A 13,991-nucleotide genomic window follows, 5' to 3' on the forward strand; every position below is an offset into this window, starting at 1 on the left:
CTGGGCGCGTCGCCAATTACGGGAAGGTAGGGGCACAGGGGATTGAATGGACAAGTCGTCGTTAACCGAGCGCGATATCTGCACGAAATTCATCATTCCGTCGATCGCCGCTGCGGGCTGGGATCTGGATCTCCAGGTGCGCGAAGAGTTCGCTTTTACCAAGGGGCGTGTCGTCGTTCGCGGCAAGCTGCACAGCCGAGGGCTGGCGCGTCGTGCAGACTTTGTGCTTTACCACCGCGCCAATCTCCCTTTGGCCGTGATCGAGGCAAAGGACAACAAGCATACCGTTGGTTCCGGCATGCAACAGGCGCTGGGGTATGCAGATGCGCTGGATGTTCCGTTTGTGTTCTCAAGCAACGGTGATGGATTCCTTTTCCACGATAGAACCGCAACCGGCGACAAGATCGAATCTGAATTGACGTTGGATCAATTTCCCTCGCCAGAGGAACTGTGGCGTCGCTATTGCCTTTGGAAAGGGCTTGGTGAGGTCGCGCGACAGGTGGTCGAGTCCCCGTATTACGATGATGGCAGCAGTCGCTCGCCGCACTACTACCAGATCAATGCAATCAATCGAACGATCGAAGCCGTGGCCAATGGTCAAAACCGCATCCTGCTGGTGATGGCCACCGGAACCGGAAAAACCTATACCGCATTCCAGATCATCTGGCGGCTTTGGAAGTCGCGCCAGAAGAAGCGCATCCTGTTCCTGGCTGATCGCAACATCTTGGTCGATCAGACAAAAAACAACGATTTCAAGCCGTTCGGCGCGGCGATGACCAAGATCACCAAGCGCCAGATTGATACGTCCTACGAGATCTACCTGTCCCTGTACCAGGCGGTGACCGGCGTAGAGGACGTCAAGAATGTCTACAAGCAGTTCTCTCCGGAATTCTTTGACCTTGTTGTCATCGATGAATGCCATCGTGGCAGCGCGGCCGAGGATTCTGCGTGGCGGGAGATCCTGGAGTATTTCTCTGGTGCCACGCATATCGGCCTGACCGCAACGCCAAAGGAGACCAAGGAAGTCTCCAGCAGTACGTACTTTGGAGAGCCCGTCTACAGCTACACGCTCAAGCAGGGCATCGATGACGGCTTCCTGGCACCGTACAAAGTGGTGCGCATCGACTTCGATGTCGATCTGCAGGGCTGGCGGCCCCCCAAGGGAATGCGCGATAAAAACGGCGAGTTGATCGAAGATCGTATCTACAACCTGCGGGATATGGATCGCCAGCTTGTCGTCGAAGCGCGGACGTATCTGGTCGCGCAAAAAGTCACCGAATTCCTCACTGCCACCGGTCCATTCCAGAAGACCATTGTGTTCTGTGACGACATCGATCATGCCGAGCGTATGCGCCAGGCTTTGGTGAATCTCAATCCGCAGCGTGTCGCGGAAAATCGCAAGTACGTCATGCGCATCACCGGCGATGACAACGAGGGAAAGGCCGAGCTCGACAATTTCATCAATCCGGAAATGCGCTACCCCGTCATCGCCACCACCAGCAAGCTGATGACGACCGGCGTTGACGCGCAAACCTGCAAGCTCATCGTTCTGGACCAGCACATCAGGTCGATGACCGAGTTCAAGCAGATCATCGGTCGCGGGACGCGCATCAATGAGGACTACGGCAAGTACTGGTTCACCATCATGGATTTCAAGAAGGCAACCGAACTGTTCGCTGATCCATCATTCGATGGAGACCCGGAGGTGATCTACAATCCCTCGCCCAATGACAGTCCGGTACCGCCTGAGATCGGGAGCGGCGAGGGTGGCGACGGCGGTGTGGTCGGCGATCCTCCAGATGGCGGTGATGACGTCACCACCGGAGGTGACGGTGAGCCGAAGCGCATCAAATACGTCATCGACAAACTGCCGGTATCGGTCGTGGCCGAGCGCGTCCTGTATTACGGATCCGATGGCAAGCTCATCACCGAGTCGCTGCGCGATTACACCCGTGAGCGCGTCCTGCGTCAGTTCGCGTCGCTCGATGACTTCCTGCGGCGCTGGAGCGATGCCCAGCAGAAGAAGGCCATCATCGATGAGTTGGCTACGCAGGGCGTGTTATGGGAAGAGCTGGCCGGCGAGGTCGAGAAGAAGCTCGGGCAGTCGCTCGATCCGTTCGATCTGATCTGTCATGTGGCCTTCGATCAACCGCCGCTGTCGCGCAGGGAGCGGGCGGAGGGCGTGCGCAAGCGCAATTACTTCGCCAGGTATCAAGGCAAGGCGCGGCAGGTACTCGAGGGCTTGCTGGACAAGTACGCCGATACCGGGGTGGAGCACATCGAGGACATCAGGATCCTGCAGCTTGACCCGTTTCGTACCCTTGGAGCACCGATCGAACTTGTGGCGGCCTTTGGCGGCAAGACGAATTACCAGCGGGCCATCCTGGACCTGGAAAGCCAGCTATACAGTAGTGCGGACGTTGCCTGACCTGCGTTCCATAGTATTCTTGTCCTCTGTTTCAGGACGTGGGACGGACCCTTTCCGTTACTCATGAAAAGTCAAGACATCCTGCTCTTGCTGAAGCTGGTCAGCCTTGAGCGCCAGCAATCGGTCCCTGTAGGCGGCGAGAAAGCAGCGCTGGGCATTCCCGATGACTGGCGCGGCTGGGCCATGTCGGCGGCTCAGGAGGATGGGGGGGCGAGCGGCTTGGCCGAAGACGCGTTCTCCGTGCGCGGCCTTGAGGAGTCCACCGGCATCAGCAAATCGGAAGTCAGTCAGGCGCTCCGGCGTTGCGCCGACGTGGGGCTGGTCGTGGCCGAGCGCGGCAGTGGCATCCCGCGCGCCAATACGCGTGCCCTGCTGGGCTTTGTGATGAACGGGCTGAAGTATGTGTTCCCGGCGCGCCCGGGCCCGATCGTCCGTGGCATTCCCACGGCACACGCAGCGCCGGTGCTGGTTGATCGCCTGTTGTCCGCAGGCCAACACATCTACGTCTGGGAGGACGGCTACGGCAGCGCGCAGGGCCAGCGCGTGGAGCCGCTCTACAAGAGCGTGCCGCGTGCCGTACGTCGCGATGCGGAGCTGTACGCCATGCTGGCGTTGGTGGACGCGATCCGGCTGGGGCGTGAGCGTGAGGCGGCGCTTGCCGGCGGTGTGCTGACCCAATACCTGCGGGAGGTGCCGTGATGGGCACGCCTGGAAACTGGGATATCCAGCAGCACATGCTGGCACGCGTGGCCGAAGCGCTTGGGCCGGACCTGCTGCCGGAAGTCGCCTTCGTCGGCGGCTGCACCACCGGTCTGCTGATGACAGACGCGGTCAGCCGGGAAGCTGTTCGCTTTACCGAAGACGTCGACCTGATCGTGCACGTCATGGGCCTGGGCAGTTGGTACCGCCTGCAGCAGGTGCTGGCCGGTAAGGGCTTTCGCACCTCGCCCAACGACGACGTCGTCTGCCGTACCCGCTTGCGCGATCAACATGCCAGCGAGCTGATCGTCGATTTCATGCCGGATGACGCTGCCGTCCTCGGATTCAGCAATCGCTGGTACGCCGATGCGCTGCGTGAGGCGTACGATCACGCACTGCCGACAGGTGTGACCATCCGCGTGGTCGCTCCAGCCTACTTTCTGGGCACCAAGCTGGAGGCCTACCGGGGCCGCGGCAACCATGATCCATTGGCCAGCCGGGATGTCGAGGACATCCTCAATGTCGTGGATGGCCGCGCCAGCCTGTGCGATGAGGTCGCGCAGGCATCTGCGACATTGCGGCTAGATATCGCTCAGGGGATCGCCGAACTCCTGCGCCACCGCGACTTCAGCTATGCCGTTCAGGCCACTTCCAACAACAATCGCCAGCGCGAGGAGTTGATCTTCACGCGGCTGGACGCACTTGCATCATTCAACAGGTAACACGATGTCGATCAGCAGTACCATCAAATCCATCCAGGACATCATGCGCAAGGACTCCGGCGTCGACGGAGACGCCCAGCGCATCGGCCAGCTGGTGTGGATGTCGTTCCTCAAGATCCTCGATGACCGAGAGCAGGAATGGGAGCTCATCCACGAGGACTACCGTTCGCCGTTGCCGCAGCGCCTGCGTTGGCGCAACTGGGCAGCTGATCCGGAAGGGATCACCGGAGAGGAGCTGAAAACCTTCATCGATATCGAGCTGTTTCCCGGGCTGCGCGACCTGAAACCGCGCCACAGCAAGCCGCTGGGCTTTGTCGTGCGTAATGTGTTCCAGGACGCCTACAACTACATGAAGTCCGGGCAACTGATCCGCCAAGTGCTCAATAAGATGCAGGGTGGCGTGGACTTTAACAAGGCGCAGGAGCGCCATGCCTTCGGCGACATGTACGAGCAGCTGCTGCGCGACCTGCAGAGCGCCGGCAACGCAGGCGAGTTCTATACGCCGCGCCCGGTGACCGAGTTCATGGTGCGCATGGTTGATCCCAAGCTGCATGAAAAGGTGATGGACCCGGCCTGTGGCACCGGTGGTTTCCTCACCTGCGCCATCGAGCACAAGCGCCAGCGTTATGTGCGCACCGCCGAGGACGAGGCCATCCTGCAGGCCAGCATCTTCGGCGTGGAAAAGAAGCCGCTGCCGCACCTGCTGGCCACCACCAACATGGTGCTGCACGGCATCGAGGTGCCCAGCCAGATCAAGCACGACAACACCCTGGCTCGCCCCTTGATCAACTGGGGGCCGGGCGAGCGGGTCGAGTGCATCGTCGCCAACCCGCCGTTCGGCGGCATGGAAGAAGACGGCATCGAAACCAACTTCCCCGCCGCCTTCCGCACCCGAGAAACCGCCGACCTGTTTCTTGTGCTGATCATGCACCTGCTCAAGGACGGCGGCCGCGCAGCTGTGGTGCTGCCCGACGGCTTCCTCTTTGGTGAAGGCATCAAGAGCCGCATCAAGGAAAAGCTGCTGACCGAGTGCAACCTGCACACCATCGTTCGCCTGCCCAATGGCGTGTTCAACCCCTACACCGGCATCAAGACCAACCTGCTGTTCTTCACCAAGGGCACGCCCACCAAGGACGTGTGGTTCTACGAGCACCAGTACCCGGCCGGCTACAAGAGCTACTCCAAGACCAAGCCCATGCGCGTCGAGGAGTTCGCCGTCGAGGAAGCCTGGTGGGGCAGCGAGGCCGATGGCTTTGCCGCGCGGCAGGAGAACGAGTTCGCCTGGAAGGTCAGCTTCGACGAGCTGCAAAACTGCAATTGGAACTTCGACTGTAAGAACCCGCATGTGGGCGAGCAGATCAGCCACGACCCGGACGAACTGCTGCGTAACTACGCGGCCCTGCAAGGCGAGATTGGCGAGCTGCGTGACCAGCTCAAGGCTGTGCTGGCCGAAGCGCTGGAGCGCCGGGCATGATGGCGCTGCTTACCGGCAACCTGCCGCTGCTGGCGGGCTCGCCCAATGGCATCAAGAAGCTGCGCGAGCTGATTCTGGAGCTGGCGGTGCGCGGCAAGCTAGTGCCGCAAGATCCGAATGATGAGCCGGCCAGTGAGTTGCTAAAGCGCATTACCGAGGAAAAGGTGCGCTTGGTAGCTATCGGGCAGATCAAAAAGCCGAAGCCGTTAGAGGGGGTTGCAGCCGAAGAGTGGCCGTTCGAACTACCTGTTGGGTGGGAGTGGAGCCGGCTTGGCGAGGTCAGCACATATATTCAGCGTGGCAAGGGGCCGGTCTATGTAGAGCAGTCAGATTTTAGAGTCGTTTCGCAAAAATGCGTTCGCTGGGCTGGTCTTGACCTTAAGCCTGCGAGATTCGTAGCGCCAGAATCACTTGTGAAATATGAGCCGATACGTTTTCTTCGCTCTGGCGACATCCTTTGGAACTCAACTGGCACTGGAACTATTGGGCGTGCCTGCGTTGTTGAGAATTGCTCGGAGGATGAAAAACTGGTTGTGGACTCTCATGTCACCATTGTGCGGCCTACTGGTCTTTTGCCGGTGTTTTTATGGCGCTGGATTCAAAGCCCTTCAGTGCAGTCTGAACTTGAGGGGAACGCATCGGGGACGACCAACCAGATTGAGCTAAATACAAGCAAAGTCATTGCTCATCTAACCCCTATTCCCCCACTCGCCGAACAACACCGCATCGTCGCCAAAGTCGATGAGCTGATGACCCTGTGCGACCGGCTGGAAGCCCGGCAGGGCGATGCCGATAGTGCCCATGCCCAACTGGTGCAGGCGCTGCTGGACAGCCTGACCCAGGCCAGCGATGCCGAGGATTTTGCGCAAAGCTGGCAGCGCCTGGCCGATCACTTCCACACCCTGTTTAGCACTGAATCCAGCATCGGCGCCCTCAAGCAAACCCTGCTGCAACTGGCGGTGATGGGCAAGCTGGTGCCGCAAGACTCGAATGAGGAACCGGCCCATGAGGCAATAGCGAGATTTTCGGCCGAAAAAAAACGCTTGTCTAAAAATAGGAAAATAAAAGAACAGCTAGAGCCTCTGGATGGGGCCGATAAGCCATTTGGATTGCCCCCGGGATGGATGTGGCAGTGGATGCCTGATGTTTCTTTCTTTCAGGAAGGTCCCGGGATCATGGCGAAGGATTTTAGGTCATCAGGGGTCCCGTTGATTAGGATCTCAGGCATGCATGGATCCTTTGTTTCATTGGATGGATGCAATTTTCTTGAGGAGGATATGGCTGAAGGTAAATGGAGCCATTTCAGACTGGAACTTGGCGACATCGTCCTTTCTGCTAGCGCGTCACTAGGGAAGGTTGCCAAAATTGGCAGTGACACGGTTGGGAGTATTGCATATACGGGACTTGTCAGATTTAAAGTTTTTGAATTTTTATTCGATGATTATTTGGTTTTATTCCTTAGGTCTAGTGAATTTGCAAGGCAGATCGATAATAGTAAGAAGGGAGCTGCAATTTCACACTTTGGCCCAACACATTTGCGAAAGATGATAATTCCAGTTCCTCCGTTCAAAGAGCAGCAGCGCATCGTCGCCAAAGTAGATCAACTGATGGCGCTCTGTGATCAGCTCAAATCGCGCCTCAGCGAAGCCCGTCAAGTGAATGAACATTTGACCAATGCATTGATTGGCCAAGCTTTAAGTGGTGAAAAGAAGTCAGGCGCCGAGGTTGTTGACTTCAGCGCTTACCTCATTTCAAAGCTCGCGTCGCAACGTACCTTTGGGCGTGTTGCGCATATGAAGTTGCTTTTCCTTGCGGATTCCCATCTGGGCTTGGGCCTGATGGATGGATATCGTCGTCATGCTGCGGGCCCGCTCGATACGTCGATTTACCGGGTGGAGGAGCGTGCCGCTCAGGAAGGGCTGTATACGACCTCAGTCGAGGTGCTCAAATCTGGGCAGGAAAAGGTTTCCTATCACATCGGGGCGAACATCAGTCGCTCTGTCGAAATGGCGGCTGCCGCACTCGGCGCTGGTCGGAAGGAGTTGGATCGTCTTATCGCGCTATTCGAAGGGCGTAAGACGGACGATCTGGAGGCCGTCGCAACGCTATACGCATTCTGGAACGATGCGCTTGCTGAGGGGCTCCATCCCGATGACGAGTGGTTGATCAACGAGTTCCGCGGCAACTGGCATGAGGCGAAGGAGCGCTTCACGCGAGACATCTTAGGTAAGTGGCTTGGCTGGATGCGCGATCATGGACTTGTCCCGACGGGTCATAGCGCGGTGACGAAGTCACAGGCAGCTTTCTTGTTCAATTGAATCTTTGGTGTGCGGGGTACGCGCTGATGGCAACGAGTCGTTTGAGCTCCGACGAGGAAACCTCGTTGCCGTTGGCTAGGTATGCGTTTCCCTGCTCGCAGCGGCGTTCGAGATTCATGCTTGACGTATGGATTTTTCGGTAGCAGTCTTGCTGCACGGAGCCTCGAAACTCCGCACACAGCGGTACCCACCTCCGACAAACCGGTGGGTTTTTTGTGCCTGCATGTTTTGCAAGTGCAACCGACGCGATGCTCTGTGTCGGGAGGGCGGCTAATACAACACCCGCAAGGGGAATACGCCCGCCGGCTGTGTGCGGTTTCGAGCCTCCCGACTTCCCGTCCGTCGCCTTGCGGCGGGCGGGGGCGATTCCATGGAATGAGGAGCAGGCCATGTCGGACGTTGTACGCGATGTGCAGTCACACCCGGGCTACTACCTGCCAGAAGGCGCGCAATACCGTTTGCAGCAACTGCGCGACCATATGCGCTTTCTGGCGCGTTTGGCGCAGCCACGCACGCAGGCCGAAGAGCAGGCTAGGCAGCCGGCTATCTGCATGGATGAGTTGGCGTTCTGCCTGGAGCTACTGGCAGAGCAGGTGGGCCGGGTGCTGGACGATGTGGAGTGCGCTGTCATCGAAGGGGCGCATCCATTGCCATGACGAGGTGTGCCGTCTGGATCTTTTGACGTCTGGATCACCGCCGAATGGACGCATGATCGGCACGCGTATGGCAGCACGCAGCGGTGCCGATTGAATACCCGAGTCAGCGCTCAGACTGTGCGCGTACGTGCACACTTGGCTCACTTGTTTTTCAATCCCGCGCTTCTAGGCCCGGCCACTACACCCTGCGTGGTCCGTCGGCTCGCGCTCGCCTGTAGCCGTGGGCGCTGCTAAAAATAATTGCTGCTAGAAAGAAGGCAAGCGCTTCAGTTTTTCGAAGGTGCGATGCATGCGATCACGGGGCGGGAGTGGCGGTTCGGTGAAAAAGGGGGCGCGCAGCAGTCTCTCGGCCTTGGTGCGTTCGCCGGTTCCATCGTCCAGCATGCTGTTGAAGAAGCCGACCACCGTGCGCTTGTGGTCGGCGGGGAGGGCCTGCAACGCATCCATGAAGGGGAAGGTGTCTGCGGTCTTGGGGCGATTGATCCCGATCATGCCCATGTTGTAGTCGGGGCGCTTGAGCACATGCACCAGCAGTTGCGCCACGCTGTAGACGTCGCGCGTATGCCTGGCGGGGGTGCTCAAGTCGTAAAAGCCCGGTGTGCCGCCGCGGTTAGGGTCGCCTTCCTCTGAACCGAGCCCCATGTCGATCAGCCGAAAGATCTTGGTGGGTTGGTCGTACATGACGTTGTTGTGCGAGATGTCCTGATGCACGATGCCGGCGTCTTCGCAGCAGGCGATGCCCACCAGTACATCGGCCATCAGCTGCCGGGCCAGGCCGAGATACTCCATTGCGCTGATGGCGCCTTGCTGCAGCGCTGTGCGTGCGCGGCCAATCATGCTGCGCACGCTGATGCCGTCGATTTTCTCCAGCAAAATTCCGAAGGTATGTTCGATCTGCACCACGCCATGGGCGTGGACGATATACGGCACTGCATCCACCGACCTGATCATTTGATACTCCTGGAAGATCATGGCTCTGCGCTCAGCGATCCGTTCCTGCAGCGTCGGTGCGTCTGCAACGGTGGCAGGGTCGTACAGTGTCAGTGGGATCGGCCGTTGCGGGTTCGTGCACAACAAGGCCTTGAAGATGAAGTCGCGTCCGCAATGTTGCTCGCCCTGCCAGAGATCTTCGGCCAGCCGCACCGCGTAGGTTGAGGCGGATGCGCCGGTGCCGACGGTGGGCATGGCGTCCAGCGTTCCTGCAGTGCCTGCGTGCCCGGTTTCCAGCGTCACCTTGAGAAAACCAGTGTCTACATCCAGGGCGCCTGGCTTCAATGCCGATAACTTCTGGATCAAGTCCGGGCGTTCGGAGCGGCTGGTCAGCGCTTTCACAAGACGCGGGCTCAGCACGACGTGCTGCCGGGCATGACGCATCTCGCTGACCAGCCGCCGTGCGTTGCGCAAGTTCTGGAATGCGTCATTGCTGTCGGCGCCGGCAAGGGCGGATGTGCGCGCCGGTGTCTCCAGCAGGCAGGCCCATGTCGGTGAGCCGGTCTGCTGGCCGAGACGGGGGCTGCGGCCGGTGACAGGCGTCGTTGGCGAATCGCTACTGGATGAGGACCAGGTGTGCGGTGCCAACGCTGCCTGCAGGTGGCGCACCACGACCTCCAGGCGCTTACGTTCATCGGCGAGCATGCCGGTGGTGCTTCTGCGTTTTTCCAGCAGGTTGAGCGGATGGTCTGCGACGGGATGGGGCGGGGTGTGTTGCTCGGGCGCCTGTGCAGTTTCTGGCGCATCGCGCTCTGCGTCTGCACGTAGCGCCGTGGAAGGGAGAGTGAAGTTGCCGGAGATCTGTTTCATGGTCGAGGCCAGTGTGGTCAACGATCAGGGGAGGTGGGTGGGCGGTTCGCTTGCAACACGCGGCCATGCGGCAACTGGCGTGCGCCCGTTGGAACCAGGAGCCGCTCAGCGGCGATGTCGGCTGCGTCACCCGGCATCATCATTGAGGCAGTGGTGCATGCGTAGGGAGCAATGCACGAAGCGGTGCAGGCGTGTGCGAAGTTGCGCCAGTGCTGCGTGTCTTGGCATCTGGGGCGGCGGGATCGCCCCGGCGGGTGTGGCCGACGCGCAATGTCCACGCGATCGCCAGCCACTCGGCTCGTTCGCCTGCAGCGATGCGCTGGTGCCGGCTGGAACGCGTGCGCGCTTTGGTAAGCGCAGTGCCGCTTGTTTCGTGTTCGGCAATGGTTTTTCGGCCGGATGCGTCATGCCCGATCACGCTGGGGAACAATGGCGGGCATCGATCGCGGAGAGGTGACCATGCGACCTTTAGCATTGACGTCTGCCACGCGCCGAGGCGCCAGGCGCGAGCAGCAAGAGGGCGCGACCGTGGCAGACGCCGGCCCGTCTGCACCGGCCAGCGACCCGCACGCCAACACGCAATTGGCCCAGAACCTGCCGCGGCGGCGCGTGCGCGAGGCGCCGCTGAGAGCGCCTGGCACGCCGCATGGCGCCCACCTCGCCAATGTGGGACGCTCGATCGCATATGTGGGCGCCGCCGGGGCCGCACTCTGCGGAGGGTTTGCGGCGCTCCAGGCACCTGCCGCGGCGGCATACGGCTATCTCAACGATGATCTGTATTACAAGAATCTCGCTGTGGTCAGTAGCTGCCAGGCAGTAGGAGCGCTGGCCGCATTCCTGGGGATGAGGCTGGCCGATGTGATGGCCGCTCGCTACGTGGAGGTGCAAGCTCGGTGGTACGAAGTGCCGACGAAGGCGCAGCGGGCAAGCGAGTTGGGAACAACCGAGGCCTGCCTGGATGAGGCGGTCGACATGGTGACCATATTCGACGCCGACCATCCTGGGCCTGCCATGGACGGAGGCGAGCAGCTGGTATTGGCCACGGATCTGCTGCACCTCATGACGGTGGAGCGTTCTCGCTTGCCGCCGGAATTGTGGCAAGCGGCCAGCGGTGTTGGCGACGATGCGCACAGGTTGGTCACCCAGCTTTTGCAGGCAGCCAGAGCCCGTGCAGCGGGTGAAGCGTCGACGTCGTCGGCAGACTGAGTGAGCGCTGGCAAATGGCGGGAGCATGCGGCCCGCAATCGCGAGCCGGTGCTGCTTGAGGATTACAGCGGCGCCGACTTGAGGATGCCCGACAAACTCTCCCGCAGGATCAGCTGCAGATGCATGCGGTTGAGTTCCATGCCGCTGGTCATCACGCTGTGCAGGCCGCCGCACATGGCAGCGACGGCGAAGACGCGGGCCTGGAATTCGTGTTCGCTGCTGGCGGTGTCGGTGTGGCCGCGGAGCAGGCGCTTGAGCAATGCGCTGAGGTGTTCGATCAGCGATGCGCTCTGCCGGCGCATGAAGGCGGCCAGCACCGGGTCGCGCAGGGTAGCCAGGTGCAGCTCCAGGTCGATGCGGGTGCGCTTGATGTTGATTTCCTGCAGCAGCCAGTCTTCGAGCAGGCCGGCGATGAAGTCCACCACGTGCACGTTGGCCGGGCGTTCCACCAGCCACATCTGACGGATGGCGCGCATGTAGTTGCGTTCGAGCAATGCGCGCACCAGCGCGTCCTTGTCTTCGAAGCGCTGCAGCAGACTGCCGCATGACAGACGGGTGCGTTCGGCGATGAGCTCGAAGCTGGTGGCCGAAAGGCCGATCTCGTCGATGCAGCGTTCGGCGGCGTCCAGTACGTCGTCTACCAGGAGCTCTTCGCGCTGTTTTGCGGTGCGCAGCTGAAGGACGTTGGACATGGGCGAGCGGTGTGTCGGGGGCCTGCAGTATACCGAGACAGGGTTATGCATCCGTTGGAGCCGCGCTGGTCCGAGCTATGGCGCATGTTCCTTGCAGCGTGCGCGGTGTGCGGGCTCATGTATGACACCGGTAGCGCGGCGGCGCATGCCGCGCGCATGGTCGACCACTTGTTCACGGCGGCTGTGCGACACGTGGTGCCGACGTGATGCAGGAGATGGGTGTGAGTGAGCACAGTGCAGTTGCGGGGGTGTCGGCGCAGTGGCCGGCGCGCCTGTGGGTGGTGCGGCATGGGCAAAGCGCAGGCAACGTGGCGCGCGATGTGGCCGAGTCCAATGGCGCGACGTTGATCGACCTGGAGCATCGCGATGCGGACGTGCCGCTCTCGGCGCTGGGCGAGCGCCAGGCCGAGGCCTTGGGCGCGTGGATGGCTGGGCTTCCCGAACACGAGCGGCCGACCTTGATCCTGAGTTCGACCTATGTGCGCGCGCGGCAAACCGCCGCTGCGGTTGCGCGTGCGCTCGGCCAGCCGACCGATGCGGTCAGCGTGGACGAGCGGCTGCGCGAGAAGGAATTCGGCGTACTCGACCGTTACACCACGGCCGGCATCCTGGCGACGTTTCCGGAGCTGGCCGAGCAGCGCAAGCTGGTGGGCAAGTTCTATTTCCGCCCGCCTGGTGGCGAGAGCTGGTGCGATGTGATCTTTCGCTTGCGCAGCATCGTGGGCGACCTGCAGCGCAATCATGTAGGTGCGCGCGTGCTGATCGTGGGGCACCAGGTGATCGTCAATTGCTTCCGTTACCTGATCGAGCGGATGGACGAGGCCACCATCCTGGCCATCGACCGCGAAGGCGACGTGCCCAATTGTGGCGTCACCGAATATGCGGCCGCGACCGATGGGCAATCGCTGCAGTTGGTGCGCACCAAGTTCGTACCGCCAGAGCTGGCCGACGAGCCGGTGACCACCGAATCCGATCGCCCGGCTGGAGCGCGCTGATGGCTGCCGCACGGCTTCGCACGCTGACCGCTGCCGCACTGCGTGCGATGCCGCTGCCATCGCCCGGCGGCGACAAGGAGCAGCGGGGGCGCGTGTTGGTGGTGGGGGGCTCGATGCGCGTGCCCGGTGCGGCATTGCTGGCCGGGGAAGCTGCATTGCGCGCGGGCGCCGGCAAATTGCAGATCGCCACCGCTGCCAGCGTGGCGCCGGCAATGGCCCTGGCGGTGCCCGAGGCATTGGTGCTGGGGCTGGGGCAGAACGGGCAGGGCGAGATTACGCGCGGGCACCGTGCATTGGACGCGGCGCTGGCAGCCTGCGACGCGGCCGTGATCGGGCCGGGCATGGCGTCGACCACGACGACAACGGCGCTGGTCAAGCTGGCCGCTGCCAAGGCGGTCTGTACCTTGGTGCTGGACGCCGGCGCGCTGTCGCGCAGCTTGCGTGCGTCGCCTGGGCGCCCATTCGTGCTGACGCCGCATGCCGGCGAAATGGCAACGCTCGCCGGCGACGACAAGGCTGCAGTGGAAGCGGCGCCCGGCCAGTACGCAGTGACCTTCGCGCGGAAGATGCGCAGCGTGGTGATCGTCAAGGGCGCGGACAGTTTCATCGCCGGGCCTGACGGTGCGCTATGGGTGCATCGCGGTGGTGTGCCTGGGCTGGGCACGTCGGGCTCGGGCGATACCTTGGCCGGATTGATCGCAGGTTTCGCTGCGCGGGGCAGCGATGCGTTGACCGCCGCGCTGTGGGGTGTATTTGTGCACGCGGTAGCGGGTAAACAGCTGTCCAGGCGGATTGGCACGGTTGGATTTCTGGCACGCGAGATTCCACAAGAAGTGCCCGGGATTTTGGATCGTTTGTCGCGCAAGTGAGTGAGCCCCTCCCTGCGGGAGAGGGGTTGGGGTGAGGGTAAGGCTGCTGGGATTGGTGAGGATTGAAGTCTTTTACGTTGTTTTGTTCGCGACGCATTACGCGCGCGGCCGGCACCTTTAAGTGCTCACGTA

General features: G+C 61.2%; 11 protein-coding genes. 9 read left to right on the forward strand and 2 right to left on the reverse strand.

What is annotated here, in order from left to right; translation table 11 throughout:
- Positions 1-46: 46 nt before the first annotated feature.
- The 6 genes from EO156_RS09105 (at position 47) to EO156_RS09130 (ending at position 8,297) form a co-directional block, all read left to right on the forward strand.
- Positions 47-2,428, forward strand: coding sequence for a DEAD/DEAH box helicase family protein (locus EO156_RS09105; RefSeq protein ID WP_016851306.1), 2,382 nt, complete (start codon positions 47-49; stop codon positions 2,426-2,428).
- Positions 2,429-2,491: 63 nt separating this feature from the next.
- A complete protein-coding gene (locus EO156_RS09110) occupies positions 2,492-3,127 on the forward strand; it encodes a helix-turn-helix domain-containing protein (RefSeq protein WP_016851305.1) in 636 nt (211 codons plus the stop codon).
- On the forward strand, positions 3,127-3,849 hold the full coding sequence (locus tag EO156_RS09115; protein ID WP_016851304.1) for a hypothetical protein: 723 nt from the start codon (positions 3,127-3,129) through the stop codon (positions 3,847-3,849). The genes EO156_RS09110 and EO156_RS09115 overlap by 1 nt, the downstream gene beginning before the upstream one ends.
- Positions 3,850-3,853: 4 nt before the next feature.
- Positions 3,854-5,323, forward strand: a complete 1,470-nt coding sequence (locus EO156_RS09120; RefSeq protein WP_016851303.1) for a class I SAM-dependent DNA methyltransferase — start codon at positions 3,854-3,856, stop codon at positions 5,321-5,323.
- Positions 5,320-7,641 (forward strand): restriction endonuclease subunit S, encoded by a 2,322-nt coding sequence (locus EO156_RS09125; RefSeq protein WP_126936746.1) that lies wholly within the window; start codon positions 5,320-5,322, stop codon positions 7,639-7,641. The genes EO156_RS09120 and EO156_RS09125 overlap by 4 nt, the downstream gene beginning before the upstream one ends.
- 389 nt (positions 7,642-8,030) lie before the next feature.
- Positions 8,031-8,297: a hypothetical protein gene (locus tag EO156_RS09130; protein ID WP_016851301.1), complete on the forward strand. Its 267-nt coding sequence runs from the start codon at positions 8,031-8,033 to the stop codon at positions 8,295-8,297.
- Between the two features lie 246 nt (positions 8,298-8,543).
- Here EO156_RS09130 and EO156_RS09135 read toward each other — a convergent pair whose 3' ends face one another.
- Positions 8,544-10,118 (reverse strand): serine/threonine-protein kinase, encoded by a 1,575-nt coding sequence (locus tag EO156_RS09135; protein ID WP_016851300.1) that lies wholly within the window; start codon positions 10,116-10,118, stop codon positions 8,544-8,546.
- Between the two features lie 408 nt (positions 10,119-10,526).
- On the opposite strand from EO156_RS09135, the gene xopAV reads away from it, so the two are divergent.
- Positions 10,527-11,303, forward strand: coding sequence for a type III secretion system effector XopAV (xopAV, locus tag EO156_RS09145; RefSeq protein WP_029828301.1), 777 nt, complete (start codon positions 10,527-10,529; stop codon positions 11,301-11,303).
- Positions 11,304-11,365: 62 nt separating this feature from the next.
- Here xopAV and EO156_RS09150 read toward each other — a convergent pair whose 3' ends face one another.
- Positions 11,366-11,995: a TetR/AcrR family transcriptional regulator gene (locus tag EO156_RS09150; RefSeq protein WP_011050748.1), complete on the reverse strand. Its 630-nt coding sequence runs from the start codon at positions 11,993-11,995 to the stop codon at positions 11,366-11,368.
- Between the two features lie 215 nt (positions 11,996-12,210).
- Here EO156_RS09150 and EO156_RS09155 point away from each other — a divergent pair, with 215 nt between their 5' ends.
- Positions 12,211-12,990 carry a histidine phosphatase family protein gene (locus EO156_RS09155; protein WP_016849373.1) on the forward strand — a complete coding sequence of 260 codons (780 nt, stop codon included), beginning with the start codon at positions 12,211-12,213 and terminating at the stop codon, positions 12,988-12,990.
- Positions 12,990-13,859 (forward strand): NAD(P)H-hydrate dehydratase, encoded by an 870-nt coding sequence (locus EO156_RS09160; RefSeq protein ID WP_016849374.1) that lies wholly within the window; start codon positions 12,990-12,992, stop codon positions 13,857-13,859. Before EO156_RS09155 ends, EO156_RS09160 begins: the two co-directional genes overlap by 1 nt.
- The last annotated feature ends 132 nt before the right edge of the window (positions 13,860-13,991 follow it).

The sequence above is a fragment of the Xanthomonas sp. DAR33341 genome (assembly GCF_003992815.1).
In the GTDB taxonomy this organism is placed as follows: Bacteria; Pseudomonadota; Gammaproteobacteria; order Xanthomonadales; family Xanthomonadaceae; genus Xanthomonas; species Xanthomonas cissicola.